This window comes from Candidatus Glomeribacter gigasporarum BEG34 (assembly GCF_000227585.1).
GTDB classification, from domain to species: domain Bacteria; phylum Pseudomonadota; class Gammaproteobacteria; order Burkholderiales; family Burkholderiaceae; genus Glomeribacter; species Glomeribacter gigasporarum_B.
In genome coordinates this window covers 21,607-40,146 of the sequence record NZ_CAFB01000034.1, presented here as the reverse complement: position 1 = coordinate 40,146, position 18,540 = coordinate 21,607, and the positions used below count along the sequence as shown (strand labels likewise).

Sequence of the window (18,540 nt, the reverse complement as noted above, 5' to 3'; positions counted from 1 at the left end):
CCGTATTTGTATACTGTCTTCGCGGCTGCTTCCTTGTCTCAAATTAAATGCGCTTGGCTATATATGCGGCGGGGAAGGATGAAAAAGGACGAAAAAGAGCGCGCACTTTGAAGATGTTCAAAATGCGCTGCATGACTTGGGACAAAAAGATGGATTTCCTTGCGTGGCGAAAGGCAAGGATAGAAAAAACAGAATATTGCGTGGTAACAGGTCAACAGCCCGGAGCATCTTCCGGGCCAAGTTGAGCGCACCGTCAAAATCGCATTAATTATAATCAACCCGGAATTCTAAAGTAGCAGATGCACTCCCGGCTTTTACCTGCGGGTCGCCGTTTGCGACATAAGCGACTGAGAATTCCAACCGGTCCTTCGTTGCATCACCTGCCAGCGTAAAGGGCTCAGATGGGTCGTTGAGCAGTATGGGTTTGTTGTCTTTATTCAATATTCTGAACGCAACACCACTCGCTCCCTGTTGCCCATCCTGGACAGGGTCCAGCGCAAGGTCTCCATTCTTGTCGGCCGTACCTGGAAAGGTCAGAGTTGCATTATTGTGAGTGGGACAGCCGTTCCAAGGCAAATTGATATTCTGTCTGCTAAACAACTGCCCCTTGTCTTTCTTTACAGCACTCTTGGGCGCAGGATTCAAAGGAATGTCCAGAATGCCTGCCTCATTGCCTAACTGACATACTGCTTCAACAACTTCGCCAGCAAATCTAATCGTGCCATCTATCCTGCCTTCGTTTTCTCTGGCCTGCGCAACGGACACAGCGCTCGCGAGTGAGATCGCAAGCGCGCTTAAAGAAATCAAATGTTTCATGAATACCTCAACGGAATCAAAAATATCAAGCAAAATTGCACGAACATGTGCACACGCAGGATAAATTTGAATTGGATATTCTCACAATCCATATATTTCCTGTTGAAACAGGAACATGTTTGTATCTATTAAAGAATGTTCTAAAGATCGCGTGCCCTCTTTCTGTCCATCGCTCACGCTGAAGGAAACGCGGGCGGTACTCGACCGGTTTCCCCAATTAGGCTGCGTCAAAACCTGGATTTGGCGCAGGCGTAATCCGTACTACGCTGCCTCTGGTATTGTCCTGGCATCCGGCGGGCCGGTGTTTATCAAACGCCATTCTTCTTCCGTGCGCAATGCGCATGCTTTAATGCAGGAACATCGCTTTATTGCGCATTTGCGCGCTGCTCAACTGCCCGTTTGTGAAGTGCTGGTCGATGCTTCCGGCGCTTGCGCGATTGACTGCGGCCATTGGGTCTATGAAGTGCATCGCGCAATGCCGGGCATCGACCTGTACCGCGACGCCTTTTTCTGGACGCCATTTGTCAGCGTTGCGCATGCGCGCGCCGCGGGGCAGGCGCTGGCGCAACTGCATCTTGCCGCGCGCGGTTATACAGCGCCCGCGCGGCGCACGCAAATCCTCGTTGGCCGCTTTGGGATTTTTGCCAGCGCCGATCCGCTCGCGCAGCTGGACGCGCTGATCCGCAATTGTCCCTCCCTGGCGCGCCTGCTTGCGCGCCGGCGCTGGCGCGCCGCGGCACACAAGCGCTTGCTGCCCTTTCACGCCCGCCTGTATCCGCTGCTCCAGACGCTGGAGACGCTCTGGACGCATAACGACTGGCATGCGTCCAATCTACTCTGGAGCAGCGCGCGCGCGCCCGTGCGCGTGTCGGCGATTCTGGATTTTGGTTTATCCGACCGAAGCTACGCGCTGTGTGACCTTGCGATTGCGATAGAACGCAACATCATTGGCTGGCGCGCGCAGCCTTATGTGCATTCCGGAAGCATCGACTGGGACGCGCTGCATGCCTTTCTGGACGGCTACGAATCGCTCAAGCCGCTCACCGAGGCTGAGGCGCATGCGCTCCCCCGCCTGCTGCCGCTCGCGCACGCCGAATTCGCGCTCTCTGAAATGGCCTACTTCAGCAGCGTCGCCGATGCACCCGAACAAGCCGCGCTGACCTACGAACGCTATTTTCTGGGTCATGCGGACTGGTTTAACGGTTGCGCGGGTCAGGCGCTTATTGCCTGCCTGGAACGGCGCGCTGCACGCGCAAATACAGCGTATGCGCTCTATTGAAGCATGCGCGGTGATGCTGAGCGCGCTCGGCGTCTGGCTCAATGTGCGGCGCAACCGGCTATGCTGGCCCGCCGGAATCGTGTCCGCGCTGCTGTATGGGTGGATTTTCTGGCGCGTCCGGCTGTATTCGGGTATGGTATTGCAATGCGCGTATATTGCGCTTGAGACAGACGGCTGGCGGCGTTCCTCTATACAGCACGCATCTCACCGAGATGTCTCTCGCCGGATGCACGTCATGCCGATTCCGCGCCGGATGTGCGTCCTTGGATTACTGTGCGGCGCGGCAGGCAGCGTGGCGCTCGGTGCGTTGACCGCACAGTTCGCGGACGCGGCGCTGCCTTGGCTGGATGCAACGCTGACCAGCTTTAGCCTGGTGGCGGAATTCTGGAAAACGCGCCGTTATATTGCGCAGTGGCGGCTATGGATTGCCGTCAATTGCGCCTATGTCGTGATGTTCGCATTCGAGAATCTGCCGTTGACCGCCGCGCTTTATGCCGGATTTATTGTGTTGTCCTATATTGGGTTGCGCGATTGGAAGCGGGATGACTCTTTAATACGGAATACCTCGACGCCCACGGCCTCGCAATCCGGATAAATATCCGGCTTTTCGACCGCAACGCGCACTGCGCGGACTTTTGGATGTTCCAGCATTTGCCGCGCCAGATCATCGCACAGCGTCTCAAGCAAATGGATATGCGTATTTGCGGCGCTTGCTTCAATGGTGTTGCGTATGAAATCGTAATCGACCACCTCGTCCAGTCTGTCTGCAACGGGCGTGGATAAGGAAAGAGGCACAAATAGATCGACATTCAGCGTAATGCGCTGCTGTTCTGCTTTTTCAGGCGCATATACGCCGATCAATGTATTGAATGTGTAGTTGCGCAGGAACAAGCGCCGACAGTCGCTCAAATCAGGGAACATCAAGCGCAACACTTCTATTTCATTCATCTCGATGAAGTTCAATACTCGAACCTCCACCCGTTTACCCCTTCCAGAAACTACAGCGCGCGCGCATTCGCGCCTGCTGTGCGCGCGGATCAACGCAGCCCTGGAGGAGGCGAATGGCTGGCTGCCGTTTGACCGTTATATGGAATATGCGCTGTATACGCCAGATTTCGGATACTACTGCAGCGGCGCGCACCCATTCGGCCATTGCGCCCGGAATGGCAGCGACTTTATCACCGCGCCGGAGCTTTCTCCCTTATTTGCGCGCCCGCTTGCGTGCGCCATTGAGGCGGCGCTGGATGCAAGCAATACCTGCGAAGTGATGGAATTTGGCGCGGGCAGCGGCCTATTGGCGGCGCAGTTGCTCGATGCGCTTGGCGCGCAATGCGCGCGTTATACGATTGTTGAGCTGTCTGGCGGGCTGCGCGCGCGGCAGCAGGCAACGCTCGCCGAACGCGCGCAACGCTTCGCTTCGCGCGTCCGTTGGCTGGGCACTCTGCCGGACGCATTTGAGGGCGTCATCGTTGGGAATGAAGTATTGGATGCGATGCCCATCCGGCTTTTTGCGCGCCGGGAAAACCAGTGGTTCGAGCGCGGCGTCACGCGCGATCAGCCGCTATTCAGATGGCTCGACCGGCCTGTGGATTTGGATCAATGGCCTCATGAGCTCATGGAATTACTGTATTCCATTGACGGCCACCATGATTATCTGGCTGAATTCCATCAGGCCGCGCGCGCATGGACGCGAACCGTCTGCGCAATGCTTGCGCGCGGCGCGGCACTGTTGCTGGACTATGGTTTTCCGCGGCGCGAGTACTACCATCCGCAGCGCAGCCAGGGGACGCTGATGTGCCATTACCGGCATCACGCGCATCCCGATCCCTTTTTCTGGCCAGGGTTGCAGGACATCACCGCGCACGTTGATTTTTCCGGCATTGCGGACGCGGCGCTGGCAACAGGTGCGGAACTGCTTGGCTATACCTCGCAGGCGCGCTTTTTGATCAATAGCGGCATCGCCGACGCGCTGGCTGAACTTGATCCGCTGGAGCCCGCCCGTTTTTTACCCGCTGCGAATACCGTGCATAAACTGCTCTCAGAGGCGGAAATGGGAGAGTTATACAAAGTGATCGGATTTGGCCGCGGCATCGATCAGAGCGCGCTGGATTTTGCATTTGCGACCGGAGACCGGTCTCAGTGTCTGTAAGAACCTGTCCACAAATCGTAGCGAGCGAGCGCTAGGCAAGGAGGACGGAGCGCAGGAAGCGGAGCATATATGAAATATGTGAGCATTCCGAGCACCGCCCGACGCAGCATAGCACTCGCGCAGTAGATTTGTGGACAGGTTCTAAGATTGGACTGCCGCAACGCGCGCCTGATGCACCGCCGCCTTGATGGCGGCAGGCGCATTGGGATACATTGCGGCGATTTTTGCCGCGTCCACGCTGCGTGCGGCGCTTAATCTCTGACGCAGATGTTCCGCCTGCGGATAAGGCGCTTTCTCAAAACCCGCGCGCCCGCAAAAATCCGCCTCGCACGCCTGCAAAACTTCAGCAAAACGTTCAGGTTTGCGTATCGCATCGCATCGTTCCAGCAATCGCACCAGCGCATCCGCATCCAGCTCAAGCGCTCGATGGATATGCGCGTGTTCGCGCGCGACCAGGGCCGCCAGTTCGCGGCATGCCTTTGGCGCTTTCAAACGACGGTGCCCTGCATCGCGCATTACAACCGCATAGCGCGTTGTCAATCCATAGCCGCGCGCGGCGGCATGGTCGAGCGCCATCATCACGTGAATGCCGGCGCCGCTTTCTAGATCTAGAAGGTGCTGGGCATTCTGCGACATGCCGTAGAGTCGGTCGATTTCCGGCAGCAGCCGCGAAGCAGCGCCGCATTGCCGCAATACGGCAAACATGCGCGACGGCTTTTTTTCCATCAGTCCGCGCGCGATTTCCTGCCAGACGCGCTCGGCGACGAGCGCATCGACTTCGCCATTGGCCGCCATCGCGCGCATCAGCGCGATGGTTTCATCCGCAACGGTGAAAGCGCTCAGGCGCGCCGCAAAGCGCGCCAGCCGCAAAATGCGCACCGGGTCTTCGGCGAACGCATCGCTGATATGCCGCAAGACGCGCTTTTCCAGATCGGCGCGGCCATTGAACGGATCAATCACCGGCCCGGCTGGCGCGCCATTGGCGTCCACCGCGCGCGCCATTGCGTTGATCGTCAAATCGCGCCGCGCCAGATCCTGTTCAAGCGTGACATCGGGCGCGCAATAAAACTGAAAACCGCGGTAACCGCGCGCTGTTTTGCGCTCGGTGCGCGCGAGCGCATATTCTTCCTGAGTCTGGGGATGCAAAAATACGGGAAAGTCGCGTCCAACCGGCCGGTAACCGCGCGCCATCATCTGCTCAGGCGTAGCGCCTACGACCACATAATCCCGATCCTTAACGGGGATGCCCAGACATTCATCCCGCACCGCGCCGCCAACCGTATAGATTTCCATTGCATTAGATATTGAGCCTCATCAATCAAGATTCTCAGGAGTACCGCGTTGATTCACATCCGCTGGCGAGGAATTGAACCATACCCAACAAGTTTTGATGCGATGCGCGCGTTTACCGATGCGCGCGATTCCCATACGCCCGATCAGCTCTGGCTGCTCGAACATCCGCCTGTGTATACGCTGGGCCAGGCGGGCGACCCCGCGCATTTGCTGGACAAGAACACGGGGATTGACCTCATACGGACAGATCGCGGCGGTCAAATCACCTTTCATGGGCCGGGTCAAGTGATTGCCTATCTGCTGCTTGACCTGCGCCGCCGCCGGTTGATGGCGCGCGAGCTGGTCAGACGCATCGAGCAGGCGGTTATTGAAACACTGGCCGCATATAATTTAAGCGTTTGCCGTAAGCCGGGCGCGCCAGGTTTGTATATCGATGATACGCTGTCTGGCCGCGGGTATCACGGCGCGAAAATCGCCGCGCTTGGGCTTAAAATCCGGCGCGGATGTTGTTATCACGGCGTCAGCCTGAACGTGAATATGGATTTAAGGCCGTTCGATTCCATTCATCCATGCGGTGATGCGGGGTTGCGGACAGTGGATATGGCCAGCCTCGGCGTATTGGCTGACTGGAGTGAGGCGGCCTCGCTGCTGGCTGCGCGGCTCAACGAAAATTTACCAACGTGAAATGAATACCCAGATCACTGCTTCGACGCTCCAGTCGCATCACGCCGCCGCTTACGATGCGCGCATCAAACAGAAAGCGCAGGAGAAGACAGCGCGCATTCCAATCAAAATCATTCCTGCGGAAACGCTGAAGAAGCCAGACTGGATACGTGTCAAGGCGGCGAGCGGTCATTCGCGCTTTTACGAAATCAAACGGATCCTGCGCGAACACCAACTGCATACGGTGTGTGAAGAAGCCAGTTGCCCGAATATCGGCGAATGCTTTGGCAAAGGCACCGCGACTTTTATGATCATGGGAGATAAATGCACGCGGCGCTGCCCGTTCTGCGATGTTGGACACGGGCGTCCCGATCCGCTCGATGCCAATGAGCCGGACAACCTGGCCAGAACGATTGCGGCGCTCAAGCTTGAATATGTGGTGATTACAAGCGTTGACCGGGATGATTTGCTCGACGGCGGCGCGGCGCATTTTGTGGCGTGCATTGAGCGGGTGAGGGCATTATCGCCCTCCACCAAAATCGAAATTCTGACGCCGGATTTCCGTGGCCGTTTAGATCGCGCGCTGTCGATTTTGAACGCCGCGCCCCCCGATGTGATGAACCACAATCTTGAAACGGTCCCGCGTTTGTATAAAGCGGCCCGTCCAGGCGCTCATTATCTGCATTCGCTCAACCTGCTCAAAGCCTTTAAGGACGCGCATCCTGAGATCCCGACCAAATCCGGCCTGATGGTTGGGCTGGGCGAAGAAGCGCATGAGATTCTGGACGTAATGAGTGATCTGCGCGACCACCATGTCGATATGCTGACCATTGGCCAGTATCTGCAACCCTCGGCGCACCATTTACCCGTGCGCGCCTATATTCATCCCGATCAATTCAAGACGTATGAAGACGCGGCGTACAGGATGGGCTTTACGCACGCGGCGGTGGGCGCGATGGTGCGTTCGAGTTATCACGCGGATGCACAGGCGCACTGCGCAGGCATTCAATGAGTCCTGATATCAGACTGTGGAACGACAACACTGTTGTTTCCGTCTCGGCGCTCACGCGCGCGATCAATGCGCATCTTGAAGAGCTTTTTCCGCGCGTTTGGGTCAGCGGCGAAATTTCGAATTTCGCCCGCGCAGCGAGCGGTCATTGGTATTTCTCATTAAAAGATGAGGCGGCGCAATTGCGCTGCGTGATGTTCCGGATGCGCGCCCAAAAAGTCGCGTTTATGCCGCGCGAAGGCGACCATATTGAAGTCTGTGGTCGGGTCACAATGTACGAGCCGCGCGGTGAATGTCAACTCAATGCTGAACAGTTGCGGCGCACGGGCGCGGGGCGGCTCTACGAGGCTTTTATGGCGCTAAAGCAGCGTCTTGAGAATGAAGGACTGTTTGATGTGGCCAAAAAACGCGCGTTGCCTGTCTATCCGCGCGCGATTGGCGTGGTGACTTCGCTGGCGGCGGCGGCATTGTGCGATGTGTTGACGACGCTGGCCCGCCGCGCGCCGCATTTGCCGGTCATTGTGTATCCCGCGCCGGTGCAGGGCGCCGGCAGCGCGGCGCAACTGGCGGCGATGGTCGAGTGTGCAAACCGGCGCGCTGAAGTCGATGTATTGATTGTGTGCCGTGGCGGCGGCTCTCTGGAAGATCTGTGGGCATTTAATGAGGAAGCGCTGGTTCGGGCGATTGCGGCGAGCGCGCTGCCGGTGATCAGCGGTGTTGGGCATCAAACGGATTTTACGCTCGTTGATTTTGCCGCCGATGTGCGCGCGCCAACGCCAACGGGTGCGGCGGAGCAGGTGAGCGCTCCGCGGGCGCAACTGTTGCGTGCACTCTCTGATTTACATATGCGTCAGAGGCGGGTGCAGCAACGCCTGCATGAGCGCCGCGCGCAACAACTCGACTGGCTCGCGCGCCGTCTGATCAGTCCAGTTGAACGGCTGGCGCAGCAGCGCAGTGATTTAAGGCAACAGGCACTGCGTTTTTCAGCGGCATTGAAGCGCCAGCAAGCCGGACGCTGCGCGCAGATACGCGAATACGCTGCCCGTTGCACAGCGCTCAGTCCACAGCAAACGCTGGCGCGCGGCTACGCTGTATTGCTCGATCCGTATAGCAAATGCGCGCTGCGCACGCCAGCGGCGCTAAGCTCTGGAAAACGGGTTAGGGTCCATCTGGCGCAAGGGTGTACCGAAGTGGGCATCACCGATCCGCAGCCGTGCGCCTCTCTTTTCTGATGGATGTGTTTTTTCCAATCATTATTTCAGGCCGACCCCAGAAAAAACCGTCGGGCCGAGTGGATTGATTTTGAAACCCGTCACACGTTTATTGACCACTGCATCGTCCGTCGCATAAGCGATAGGAGTAACCGGCTGTTCTTGTTTAAATATTTTTTGCGCTTGCGTATAGAGCCGGGTGCGCTCAGCAATATCCAGTGTTTGAGTCGCGCGATCAATCAAATCGTCGAACAACACACTGCTCCATCTTGAGAAACTGTAGTCATTGCGCGTTGTTGTGCCAAAAGCTCGACCTCCAAGCCAAAGATCAGGTTCAGGAATGGAGCTCACGATGCCGAGGATCAAGGCGTCGTGTTCGCCATGATTGGCCCGTTTAATATATTCAGCCCATTCGTATGTCACAATTTTCGTTTTGATGCCAATTTTCTTCCAATCCGATTGAATCATTGCAGCCATCAACTGTGGATTCGGATTGTAAGATCGCTGAGGTGGCGTCCATAAAGCGATTTCAAAACCGTTTGGATAGCCGGCTTGTTCTAACAGCGCTTTTGCCTGTTTCAGATCGCGTGGCGTATCTTTCAGAGTTTTATCGTAAGACCATTGCAACGGCGACATCGGCGCAATGGCGATTTGCGCACGTCCTTCATAAACTTGATCAATGATGGCTTGTTTGTCGATGGCCATGTCCAGTGCGCGGCGTATCCGCACATCATCCAAAGGTTTATGAGTGGTGTTATAAGCCAGAAAGCTCACATTGAAGCCTGGCTGATTGAGTACCTGAAAATTGGGATCGCGTTCAAACGCGGGAATATCCGTTAAACGCGGACTCGTGACCACTTGACACTCGTTCGCTCTCAGTTTCTGCATGCGCACGGCGGCATCGGGCGTGATATCGAAGATCAGCCTGGATAATTGCACATCGTTGGGTTTCCAGTACTCAGGATTGCCTTTGAATCGAATCGTTGCATCCTTTATGTATTCCTGAAAAATAAACGGGCCAGTGCCAATCGGTTTCCAACTGATCTCAGAGGGATGGCCCTCCTTCAGCAATTTCGCAGCGTATTCGGCGGAGAGAATGGATGAAGTGGGCGCTGCCAGATTCAACCAAAAAGGCGCAAGCGCTTTGTGTAATACGAACCGCACTGTATAAGGATTCAGCGCCTCAATTTTAGAAATGATCTTGTCAAGGCCGGCGCTATGAAAATCTGTAAATTCCGTCGGGTACGCTTTACGGAACGGCATATTCGGATTGCGCATCCGCTCAAAAGTAAAGAGCACATCCTCCGCGTTGAATTCACGCGTTGGCTTGAACCAGGGCGTACTGTGAAATTGCACGCCGCGCCGTAGATGGAATGTGTAGACTTTTCCGTCCTTTGAAATGTCCCAGCTTTCAGCAAGACCCGGTTCAAGTTTCGTCCCGCCGCGCCCGAATTCGATCAGGCGATTATAAAGAGAGGCTGCGCTTGCTGTGTGTGCTGGGATGGTTTCGGATTGGTTCGCATCGAACCCGGTTGGGCTGACCTCAAAACAATATGTGAGTGTTTTATCCGGTATTGCAGCGATACTGTCTGACATATTCATGAATATACTCATGATAAAAACCAGCCCTATTAGGATCAGGTTGTTTTTAAACTGCATACATGATTTGTTCATCTTCAGGTAGCGCGGACAATTTGTGCAGCACGTCGTGTAAGGTGCCCGACGTTAATTTTCCATGAATATTACTGATGTGACTGCTGGCTGTTGGTACACTACATCCAAATTTATTGGCGATCACTTTACATCTGGAATTCTCGCGCATCGCAATGAGCACTTCTATTTCTTTTTGAGTGAGAGGCGCATGAGGATCAAAATAACTTTCTATATTGAAATGACTCAAGAATTTTTGGATGGCTTCCTTATGAGGATAAAAGACTTGGTAAATTTTGAGCAGTGTACTTAATGGGACCTGGTGAGTCAGGCAAATGCAAATAGTCAAGAATGCAATCATTTTACCTTCGTGGTTTTGAATTCCAGTCTTAACGACTGTTTCAAAACCAACATGTCCTCTACTGTTAAGGAAAAAGCATTGAGCGGTTACAGAATGTTTAGTCGATAGAACTTGATTCTCAATTTTATCAATCTTCTTTATTCTATTTTTAAAACTTGATATTGTGGTTTGACTCAAACTCCTCTTCTTCTGAATGGTGCTATCAAACCAGATATCGTTCTGTGTATATCCAATGATGTCATCAACGGTTTGCAGTCCACAGTCACTCACCATATGATGATTTACCATTAAATATTTCTTCGTCTGCATTTCTCTTATATGAGATGACTCTGGAAATTTCTCGACAAAATCATATAACAAACTCCCGTCAAGGCTGATACGCCTTAGATCAGGCAGAATCTGAGCAGTATTCATAAGGTTTCCCAATCGATGAAAATTTTCAGGAGTTTCGCATCGATTAAGCGTAATCTTATTTTTTGATAAGAGGTACTCTAATGCATTCTATAATTCACCTGCTTAGTTCAAAATCAACGCGCGTGTGCGCGCTTTTTCATTTTTGTCTTAATGCGCATCCGCTTGAGCGCAGAGAGATAGTCAACAAATACTTTGCCGTTCAGATGATCGACTTCATGCTGGATACACACAGCCAGCAAGCCGTTCGCGTCGATTTCAACAGCTTTGCCTTCTTCATTGAGCGCGCGCAGACGGATCCGCTCTGAACGTTCGACGGTGTCGTAAATGCCGGGTACAGATAGGCAACCTTCTTCGCCGGGTTTGGTTTGCGCGCTCGTTTCAGTCAGTTCGGGATTGATAAATGCTTGTAACTGATCGCGCGTGTCAGAAACGTCAATCACCATCACGCGCTGATGGACATTCACTTGCGTTGCTGCGAGCCCGATGCCAGGCGCTGCGTACATCGTCTCGGCCATATCGCGTATCAACTGGCGGATGCGCGCATCCACTTCGGCCACCGGCTGCGCGACGGTATGAAGGCGGGGATCGGGATAACACAGGATATTGAGCAAGGCCATCAGTATGCTGAATGGGGAGCCGGCTTGTAGTGAGTTTAACAAACATACAGAATTCAAGGATAGAAGACTCTCTTCCTCATGATGCAAAGGCTCACTCTTACTGAGGATGAAATTAAAGCCTGGTTGCGTTTAACAGGCGCTGCGGGCCTTGGGCCGATAACGGTGCGCCGCCTGCTGGCAGCCTTTGGATTGCCGCAACAAATTTTCGGGCAATCCTATACCGCGCTCGCGCATGCAGTAGGCGAGCAGCACGCGCAAGCAGTTTTGCATGCGCGCGATGACCACAGTCATGATGCAGTCCATATGCGCGCGGTGGAATGGGCGTTTGCACCCAACCATCATTTCGTGACGCTCGCCGACCCTGCATATCCGCGCGCCCTGCTTGAAATCGCCGACCCGCCGCCGGTGCTGTATGTACGCGGCCGCCTGGCGAAACTCCATATGCCCGCGCTTGCGGTAGTGGGAAGCCGTCATGCAAGTCCCCAGGGGCTTCAGAATGCGGCGCAATTTGCGCGCGCGCTGGCCGATGCGGGCTTGTGCATTGTGTCTGGACTGGCGCTGGGAATCGACGGCGCAGCGCATCAAGGCGCGCTTGAGGGCCGTGCGGGCACCGTCGCGGTGATGGGCACGGGCATCGATCTTGTCTATCCGGCGCGTCACCATGCGCTTGCGCAACAGATTGCCGCGTCTGGTGCAATCGTGTCCGAATGGGCGCTTGGCGCGCCCGCGCGCGCTGCGCACTTTCCGCAGCGCAACCGCCTGATTGCGGGTCTTGCACAGGGCGCGCTGGTGATTGAAGCGGCGGCGCAGTCCGGCTCGCTGATTACCGCGCGGCTGGCGGCTGAGGCGGGCCGTGAAGTGTTTGCGCTTCCGGGGTCGATTCATTCTCCGTTGTCAAAAGGCTGCCATCGACTCATTAAAGAGGGCGCCAAACTGGTGGAGTCTATTCAAGATGTGCTGGATGAACTGCAACCCGCGCAGGCATCGCTTACGGCTGCGGCGCTTCGTCCCAAATATGGGCCGCAGCACGCAGCGCTTAAAACGGGGGCACAAATAGGAATGAAAAAAGGCGCGCCAGACAGGTCGAGGCAACGCCTGTCCGCCACGCAGCAATGCGTGCTTGAAGCGCTTGGCTACGATCCGTGCGCTCTGGAAACGCTCATGATACGCACTGGACTGGAAAGTCCCGTGTTGCAGGCCGCGCTGTCTGAACTGGAGATAGAGGGCTGGGTTGCCCTGTTGCCAGGCAGTCGGGTTGCCCGCCTTTCAAAGTGACAGGTTGATTTGACATGCCCGCTTATGATCTTGATAGCGATGCGCGTACAATTGCGGCCCGTCTGGCTGCGCCGGATACGCTTCTGGTCGCGTGTCTATGCGCTGCGTGGTGCGATACCTGCCGCGCCTACCGAACAACCTTTGATGCGCTTGCCGGTTTGTATCCGGGAATATGCTTTGTGTGGATCGATATTGAAACGCATGCAGACCGGATCGAAACATTGGAAATTGAAAACTTTCCAACGATTTTGATTGAAGACGCGCATCGCACGCGCTTCTTTGGCGTAGTGCCTGCCAAAAAGCGCATCCTTGAGCGACTCATCCGTCATTTTATGGCGGAGGAGAGGATGCAGGGGGATGCAGCGCCCAGTTTGCGCCCTATGCTGGTTTAGAGCATTTTTCAGTGGCTTGCCCTGTGTCGCTTCGCGCTCGCCGTATTGTGCATACTGTCTTCGCGCTCGCTCCTTGGGCAATCTCACTGAAAAATGCTCTATTCAGGCGCAGTTGAAACCGGCGCTGGTTTTTGCTGAATATATTCATATACGGTCACCACTTGCTGCACGCCCGGCACCTGGCTGGCAACCGCTGCCGCGCGCTTGCCTTCATCGATGCTCACCAGCCCCATCAAATAGACAATACTGCGCTCGGTCACGACTTTCAGGTTATTCGCGGATAGATGCTTCGCCGCAACCAGCGCCGCTTTGACGCGCGTTGTTAAATAAGCGTCCATTGAGCGCGCCCCGATTGAGCTTGCGCCCCGAATGGCCAATTCGTTCACAATGCCGCCCACATTGGCGATTTCACGCACCATGGATTCCGCTTTCTGCTTTTCCGTCTCACCGGGCACTTCACCCGTGAGCAGTACGCGCCGGTTAAATACCGTAGTGCTGATATGCGCCTCGTCCGGCAACGCCCGAATGAAGCGGGCATTGGCTATGCTCTGAATTCTGCGATCTTCTACTTGGGTGGGCAGGGTACGGCGATCTGCGGCCGCCAGCACGCCGCCGCCTGCAGCGCCCGCTGCGCCAATCAGCAGCAGCGGACATCCTGTGAGTGAAGTCAGCAGGCTGAGCGTCAACGCTGTGCGTCCTAGAGCATTTTTCAGTGATTTCCCCTGTGTCGCTTCTCTGCTCCGTGTATTCGGGATCGCTGCGGGGTCGCCTCCATCGCTTTGCGATGGAGACCTGCTCCGCCCGCATCGATCCCCATACTGTCTTCGCGCTCGCGCCAGTGGTAAATCGACTGAAAAATGCTCTAGGATTCGGGTCAGTGTCCTCATCTATGGATTCCTCATTGGAACAATGCTCTAGTGCGTTTCGCCGAGCAGCATGAAATCAATGCCATCGCACAAACAATGGATAATCAGCGCATGGGCTTCCTGAATGCGCATCGTGGATGCGCTGGGTACGCACAAATGCAAATCGGTATCGAGCAGCGCATCACGCGCGCAGCCTCCGCCTTTTCCAGTCAGGGCAATGACGCTCATCCCGGATTCATGCGCCTGATCAACGGCGGCCAGCACGTTCTCTGAATTGCCGGAGGTGGAGAGCGCCATCAATACATCGCCCGGTTGACCCAGGCCGCGAATCTGACGGGCGAACGCCTGTGTAAAACCATAATCATTGCCAATCGCGGTGAGCGCCGCAGTATCCGCGCACAGCGCAATGGCCGCCAGGCTTGGCCGTTCGCGCTCAAAGCGTCCGATCAATTCGGCGGCGAAATGTTGCGCATCGGCCGCCGAACCGCCATTGCCGCAAACAAGGATTTTGCCATTATTCGCCAGACAGTGGGTCATCCTGTCGACAGCCGCCGCCAGCGGCGCTGAAAGCGCGTTGAGCGTCTCCTGTATCGTTGAGATACAGCCCTGAAAATGGCGCTGGATTCTTTCAATCGAGGCTGGAAGTTCCATGCACCCCACTCCTTTTATACGGTATCGGCGCTAAAAGCATTACGCAGCCAGACGACCTGCGCGCCGTCGAAGGTGACGGTATCAAAGCGGCAGGCGGGCAACGGCCCGCGCCATCCGGATAAATACGCATGCGCGGCGCGCTGGATGCGCGCGCGCTTGGCTTGATCAATGCTCGCGAGCGCGCCGCCATAGTGCGAGCCGGCGCGGGCGCGCACTTCAACAAAGACTAATACACTGCTTGCATCGCGCATCACCAGATCGATTTCGCCGCAGCGAAAACGCACATTGCGCGCCACGCACTTCAGCGCGCGCGCCTGCAAGTAGTGTAGCGCGCGCGTTTCAAAAGAAGCGCCTTTGACGTGTGTATTGCAGATCATCATGAACAGGTTTTTAGTCCGCCCTCTCTCAATTTCAGTACGCGATTGCAGCGCATTGCAAGCCCCATATCGTGCGTCACCAGGACAAAGCTGATCTTTAAAGTACGCGATAAATCCAGCAACAATTGAAAAACGGATTCGGCGGTGGCGCCGTCCAGGTTCCCAGTTGGCTCATCGGCGAGTACGCAGGCCGGCTCCGCGACCAGCGCGCGCGCAAGTGCGACGCGCTGCCGTTCGCCGCCAGACAGCGCTCCCGGTCGGTGTCTGGCGCGTGCCGTCAGGCCAACGCGCGCGAGCGTCTCGGCGGCTCGGCGGCGCGCGGCGCGCTGATCGACGCGGCGGATCCGCAATGGCATCGCGACGTTGTCAAGCGCGCTGAATTCAGGGAGTAAATGATGGAACTGGTACACAAAACCGAGTGCGCGGTTACGCAGCGCGCAGCGCGCTCGCTCGCTGATGGCATTGAACGGCTGGCCAAGCACAGATACCTCTCCGGCGTCTGCCGCATCGAGTCCGCCCAGCACGTGCAATAGCGTGCTTTTGCCGCTTCCGGAGGCGCCTGTCACCGCCAGCGTTTCTCCGCGCGCAACCTTTAATTGCACGCTGCGCAACACTTCAACGCGAATCTTGCCCTGGACAAAGGATTTGGCAATATCGCGCGCCTGTAATACGCAGTCAGAGCTAGAAGTCATGTCATCAATGGCTGCAAGGCCGTGATGCAGGGCCGGGCGGTGCTCGGAATCCTCATGTATCCATATACATTCCGGTTCCTGCGCTCCGTCCTCCCCTGCCTGACGGCCTTTCGCCTATTTATGAAATGACTTCTACTCATAGCGCAGCGCCGCTGCCGGCTCAATACACGCCGCGCGCCAGCTTGGGTAAAGCGTTGCGAGCACGGAGAGTAGAAAAGCGAAGCCGCCAATCCGTATGACATCGCTTACGACCAGATTGGAAGGCAGGCTGCTGATGAAGTAAATGCTAGGCGGCAGAAACTGAATATGCAATGCGCGCTCCACCATCGGCGCAAGCACTGGAATATTGGCCGCGATCAGGCAGCCAAACGCAATCCCCAACGCGGTGCCGAACGCGCCGATGGCCATCCCCTGTACGAAAAAAATTTGCATGATCGATGCGGGTCGCGCGCCAAGTGTGCGCAGAATGGCGATATCTGCCTGTTTACTGGTCACAGTCATCACCAATGATGAGACGAGATTAAACGCGGCAACGGCAATAATCAGCATCAGAATGATGAACATCATTCTTTTTTCAACCTGCACCGCAGCGAACCAGGTGCGATTCTGCGTGGTCCAGTCGCGCACGTACAGTTGGCCGGAGAGCGAACGCGCGAGCGCGCGAGCAATGGCGGGGGCGCGCTGCATATCGTGCAAGCGCACGCGCACACCTGTCGGGGCTTCCAGTCTGAAGAGCGTTTGCGCATCGGCCATATGAATCAAGGCAAGCGAACGGTCAAATTCATAATGGCCCGACTCAAAAATGCCGCTGACTCTGAACAATTTATAGCGCGGCAATAAACCCACTGGCGTGCTTTCTGCCTGCGGCGCGATAACGGTCAGCGTATCGCCAGGCAGAACCGCAAGGTCTTCGGCCAGTTGCGCGCCGAGCGCGATGCCAAATCCGCCCGCCTTCAAATCGGAAAGATCGCCGGCTTTCATCGCGATGCTGGAAATCTGTTTTTCAAGGGTTGGATCAATACCGCGCAGCGCAACGCCGCTAACGGCGCTTCCGCGCGCAAGCAGGGCTTGCGCTTCGACATAGGGCGCGGCGGCGCGCACTTCCGGATGACGGCGCGCTTCATCCGCCGTCTGACGCCAGTCAGGCAAAGCGCCTGCGGGCGAAAGTATTTCGATATGCGCCAGTACAGACAGCATCCGGTCGCGCACTTCCTTCTGGAAGCCGTTCATCACCGATAACACAATAATCAGGGCGCTGACGCCAAGCGCAATGCCTCCCATTGAAATCAGCGAAATGAAGGAAATAAAGCCATTTCCGGCGGTGCGTCTGCCAGTGCGGGTATAGCGCCAGCCGATCTGCCATTCGTAAGGAAGCTTCATTCAATGACTTGGGGCACTCGATACAAACCGTTATATATATCGGGCGCGCCGTTCTGGCAAGCGTCGCGCTCTGGAGATTCGGTGAGCGTATCATCGCGCAAACGCGGCGTGCAGCCTTCTTCAACCGGATAGACGAGCGGTTCAATCCCGTGCGTATCTACCGCCTGTATTTGCGCAACAAATTTAAAAAAATGGCTGAGTTGCGCGTGCATGTGTTCTGCTTCGCTGGCAGCAAGTTCCAGACGGGCAAGATCGGCAATATGTTCAATATCGCCTAGAGAGAGTGAAAAGTCGGGCGGGGCCATTATGAGAAGGGAAAAGCTAAAAATTATACGGTATGATGGCCAATCTTAACATTACTCTGGAAGACTGTTTTAAAAGGTAATTTGACTATGTTCGGTTTTCTGCGCAGGTATTTTTCCAATGATCTGGCGATTGATCTTGGCACTGCGAACACGCTCATTTATATGCGCGGCAAAGGCATCGTGCTCGATGAACCGTCGGTTGTCGCGATCCGGCAGGAAGGGGGACCCAATGGCAAGAAAACGATCCAGGCCGTCGGCCAGGAAGCCAAACAGATGCTCGGCAGGGTTCCGGGCAATATCCAGGCCATTCGTCCGATGAAAGACGGCGTGATTGCCGATTTCACGGTCACTGAACAGATGATCAAGCAATTCATCAAGATGGCGCATGAATCGCGCCGCTTTGCGCCTTCGCCGCGCATTATCATCTGTGTGCCGTGCGGCTCAACACAGGTCGAACGGCGGGCGATCAAAGAGGCCGCGCACGGCGCGGGGGCATCGCAAGTCTATTTGATCGAGGAACCGATGGCTGCCGCGATCGGTTCCGGATTGCCGGTATCCGAAGCGACCGGCTCAATGGTCGTGGACATCGGCGGGGGCACCACGGAAGTGGGCATTGTTTCCCTGGGCGGCATTGTCTATAAGGGCTCGGTGCGCGTTGGCGGAGATAAATTTGACGAAGCGATTGTCAACTATATCCGCCGCAATTACGGGATGCTGATTGGAGAGCAAACGGCTGAAACGATCAAGAAAAATATCGGCGCCGCATTCCCAGGCTCCAAAATCAAGGAAATAGAAGTCAGAGGACGCAATCTGTCAGAAGGCATTCCGCGCAGTTTTACAGTGTCCAGCAACGAAATTCTCGAAGCCTTGACCGAACCCTTAAACCAGATCGTCTCTCAGGTCAAAATTGCGCTTGAGCATACCCCGCCGGAATTGGGGGCCGACGTTGCGGACCGCGGCATGATGCTGACCGGCGGCGGGGCCTTGATCAACGATATTGACCGTTTGCTCGCTGAAGAAACGGGCCTTCCAGTGTTGATTGGAGAAGATCCGTTGACCTGCGTGGTACGCGGTTCAGGCATGGCGCTGGATCGTATGGACAAATTGGGCAGTCTTTTTTCACATGAGTAGAAGTTCATT

The 18,540-nt window shown here is 55.7% G+C and carries 21 protein-coding genes; 9 read left to right on the top strand and 12 right to left on the bottom strand.

The genetic code is table 11. The features are described from left to right. Window positions 1-264 precede the first annotated feature (264 nt). A complete protein-coding gene (locus CAGGBEG34_RS00855; RefSeq protein WP_006682032.1) occupies window positions 265-816 on the bottom strand; it encodes a fimbrial protein in 552 nt (183 codons plus the stop codon). A 115-nt stretch (window positions 817-931) separates the two neighbouring features. On the opposite strand from CAGGBEG34_RS00855, the gene CAGGBEG34_RS00850 reads away from it, so the two are divergent. Both CAGGBEG34_RS00850 and pnuC read left to right on the top strand, forming a co-directional pair. Next, complete coding sequence (locus tag CAGGBEG34_RS00850) at window positions 932-2,095, top strand: phosphotransferase enzyme family protein (protein ID WP_042687332.1); 1,164 nt, start codon at window positions 932-934, stop codon at window positions 2,093-2,095. Beyond that, window positions 2,082-2,690, top strand: a complete 609-nt coding sequence (pnuC, locus tag CAGGBEG34_RS00845) for a nicotinamide riboside transporter PnuC (protein ID WP_006682030.1) — start codon at window positions 2,082-2,084, stop codon at window positions 2,688-2,690. The genes CAGGBEG34_RS00850 and pnuC overlap by 14 nt, the downstream gene beginning before the upstream one ends. Here pnuC and CAGGBEG34_RS00840 read toward each other — a convergent pair. Then, complete coding sequence (locus CAGGBEG34_RS00840) at window positions 2,609-3,043, bottom strand: dihydroneopterin aldolase (RefSeq protein WP_042687329.1); 435 nt, start codon at window positions 3,041-3,043, stop codon at window positions 2,609-2,611. The two genes, pnuC and CAGGBEG34_RS00840, sit on opposite strands and share 82 nt — an antisense overlap. Window positions 3,044-3,047: 4 nt before the next feature. Here CAGGBEG34_RS00840 and CAGGBEG34_RS00835 point away from each other — a divergent pair, with 4 nt between their 5' ends. Then, window positions 3,048-4,244, top strand: coding sequence for a class I SAM-dependent methyltransferase (locus CAGGBEG34_RS00835; RefSeq protein ID WP_006682028.1), 1,197 nt, complete (start codon window positions 3,048-3,050; stop codon window positions 4,242-4,244). Window positions 4,245-4,385: 141 nt separating this feature from the next. Here CAGGBEG34_RS00835 and CAGGBEG34_RS00830 read toward each other — a convergent pair whose 3' ends face one another. Beyond that, window positions 4,386-5,537 carry a tRNA nucleotidyltransferase/poly(A) polymerase-related protein gene (locus CAGGBEG34_RS00830; RefSeq protein ID WP_006682027.1) on the bottom strand — a complete coding sequence of 384 codons (1,152 nt, stop codon included), beginning with the start codon at window positions 5,535-5,537 and terminating at the stop codon, window positions 4,386-4,388. A 48-nt stretch (window positions 5,538-5,585) separates the two neighbouring features. On the opposite strand from CAGGBEG34_RS00830, the gene lipB reads away from it, so the two are divergent. Genes lipB through xseA form a run of 3 tightly spaced genes read left to right on the top strand, consistent with a single transcriptional unit; the run spans window position 5,586 to window position 8,441 of the window. Then, complete coding sequence (lipB, locus tag CAGGBEG34_RS00825) at window positions 5,586-6,221, top strand: lipoyl(octanoyl) transferase LipB (RefSeq protein ID WP_006682026.1); 636 nt, start codon at window positions 5,586-5,588, stop codon at window positions 6,219-6,221. Window position 6,222: 1 nt separating this feature from the next. Further along, complete coding sequence (gene lipA, locus CAGGBEG34_RS00820; protein WP_006682025.1) at window positions 6,223-7,212, top strand: lipoyl synthase; 990 nt, start codon at window positions 6,223-6,225, stop codon at window positions 7,210-7,212. Next, window positions 7,209-8,441: an exodeoxyribonuclease VII large subunit gene (xseA, locus tag CAGGBEG34_RS00815; RefSeq protein ID WP_006682024.1), complete on the top strand. Its 1,233-nt coding sequence runs from the start codon at window positions 7,209-7,211 to the stop codon at window positions 8,439-8,441. Before lipA ends, xseA begins: the two co-directional genes overlap by 4 nt. A 21-nt stretch (window positions 8,442-8,462) precedes the next feature. On the opposite strand, the gene CAGGBEG34_RS00810 is transcribed toward xseA, so the two are convergent. The 3 genes from CAGGBEG34_RS00810 to def form a co-directional block, all read right to left on the bottom strand. Beyond that, window positions 8,463-10,034: an ABC transporter substrate-binding protein gene (locus tag CAGGBEG34_RS00810; RefSeq protein WP_042687323.1), complete on the bottom strand. Its 1,572-nt coding sequence runs from the start codon at window positions 10,032-10,034 to the stop codon at window positions 8,463-8,465. A gap of 34 nt (window positions 10,035-10,068) precedes the next feature. Beyond that, the gene (locus CAGGBEG34_RS00805; RefSeq protein ID WP_006682022.1) at window positions 10,069-10,845 is read right to left on the bottom strand and encodes a helix-turn-helix transcriptional regulator; all 777 of its coding nucleotides are present in this window, start codon (window positions 10,843-10,845) and stop codon (window positions 10,069-10,071) included. 113 nt (window positions 10,846-10,958) lie between these two features. After that, window positions 10,959-11,462: a peptide deformylase gene (gene def / locus CAGGBEG34_RS00800; RefSeq protein WP_006682021.1), complete on the bottom strand. Its 504-nt coding sequence runs from the start codon at window positions 11,460-11,462 to the stop codon at window positions 10,959-10,961. 81 nt (window positions 11,463-11,543) lie between these two features. On the opposite strand from def, the gene dprA reads away from it, so the two are divergent. Continuing rightward, window positions 11,544-12,737 carry a DNA-processing protein DprA gene (gene dprA / locus CAGGBEG34_RS00795; protein ID WP_006682020.1) on the top strand — a complete coding sequence of 398 codons (1,194 nt, stop codon included), beginning with the start codon at window positions 11,544-11,546 and terminating at the stop codon, window positions 12,735-12,737. Between the two features lie 14 nt (window positions 12,738-12,751). After that, window positions 12,752-13,129 (top strand): thioredoxin family protein, encoded by a 378-nt coding sequence (locus CAGGBEG34_RS00790; RefSeq protein ID WP_006682019.1) that lies wholly within the window; start codon window positions 12,752-12,754, stop codon window positions 13,127-13,129. 98 nt (window positions 13,130-13,227) lie between these two features. Here the strand turns inward: CAGGBEG34_RS00790 and CAGGBEG34_RS00785 are convergent, their stop codons facing one another. The 6 genes from CAGGBEG34_RS00785 to gatC form a co-directional block, all read right to left on the bottom strand. Next, on the bottom strand, window positions 13,228-14,016 hold the full coding sequence (locus CAGGBEG34_RS00785) for a BON domain-containing protein (protein ID WP_081463690.1): 789 nt from the start codon (window positions 14,014-14,016) through the stop codon (window positions 13,228-13,230). Window positions 14,017-14,043: 27 nt separating this feature from the next. Beyond that, window positions 14,044-14,646: a phosphoheptose isomerase gene (locus CAGGBEG34_RS00780; RefSeq protein ID WP_006682017.1), complete on the bottom strand. Its 603-nt coding sequence runs from the start codon at window positions 14,644-14,646 to the stop codon at window positions 14,044-14,046. Between the two features lie 14 nt (window positions 14,647-14,660). After that, on the bottom strand, window positions 14,661-15,023 hold the full coding sequence (locus CAGGBEG34_RS00775; protein WP_238984918.1) for a YraN family protein: 363 nt from the start codon (window positions 15,021-15,023) through the stop codon (window positions 14,661-14,663). Then, a complete protein-coding gene (locus CAGGBEG34_RS00770; protein WP_006682015.1) occupies window positions 15,023-15,715 on the bottom strand; it encodes an ABC transporter ATP-binding protein in 693 nt (230 codons plus the stop codon). Before CAGGBEG34_RS00770 ends, CAGGBEG34_RS00775 begins: the two co-directional genes overlap by 1 nt. Before the next feature lie 132 nt (window positions 15,716-15,847). Then, a complete protein-coding gene (locus CAGGBEG34_RS00765; RefSeq protein ID WP_006682014.1) occupies window positions 15,848-17,095 on the bottom strand; it encodes a lipoprotein-releasing ABC transporter permease subunit in 1,248 nt (415 codons plus the stop codon). After that, window positions 17,092-17,400 (bottom strand): Asp-tRNA(Asn)/Glu-tRNA(Gln) amidotransferase subunit GatC, encoded by a 309-nt coding sequence (gatC, locus tag CAGGBEG34_RS00760; protein ID WP_006682013.1) that lies wholly within the window; start codon window positions 17,398-17,400, stop codon window positions 17,092-17,094. The genes CAGGBEG34_RS00765 and gatC overlap by 4 nt, the downstream gene beginning before the upstream one ends. 87 nt (window positions 17,401-17,487) lie before the next feature. Here gatC and CAGGBEG34_RS00755 point away from each other — a divergent pair, with 87 nt between their 5' ends. Next, window positions 17,488-18,531, top strand: coding sequence for a rod shape-determining protein (locus CAGGBEG34_RS00755; protein ID WP_006682012.1), 1,044 nt, complete (start codon window positions 17,488-17,490; stop codon window positions 18,529-18,531). The last annotated feature ends 9 nt before the right edge of the window (window positions 18,532-18,540 follow it).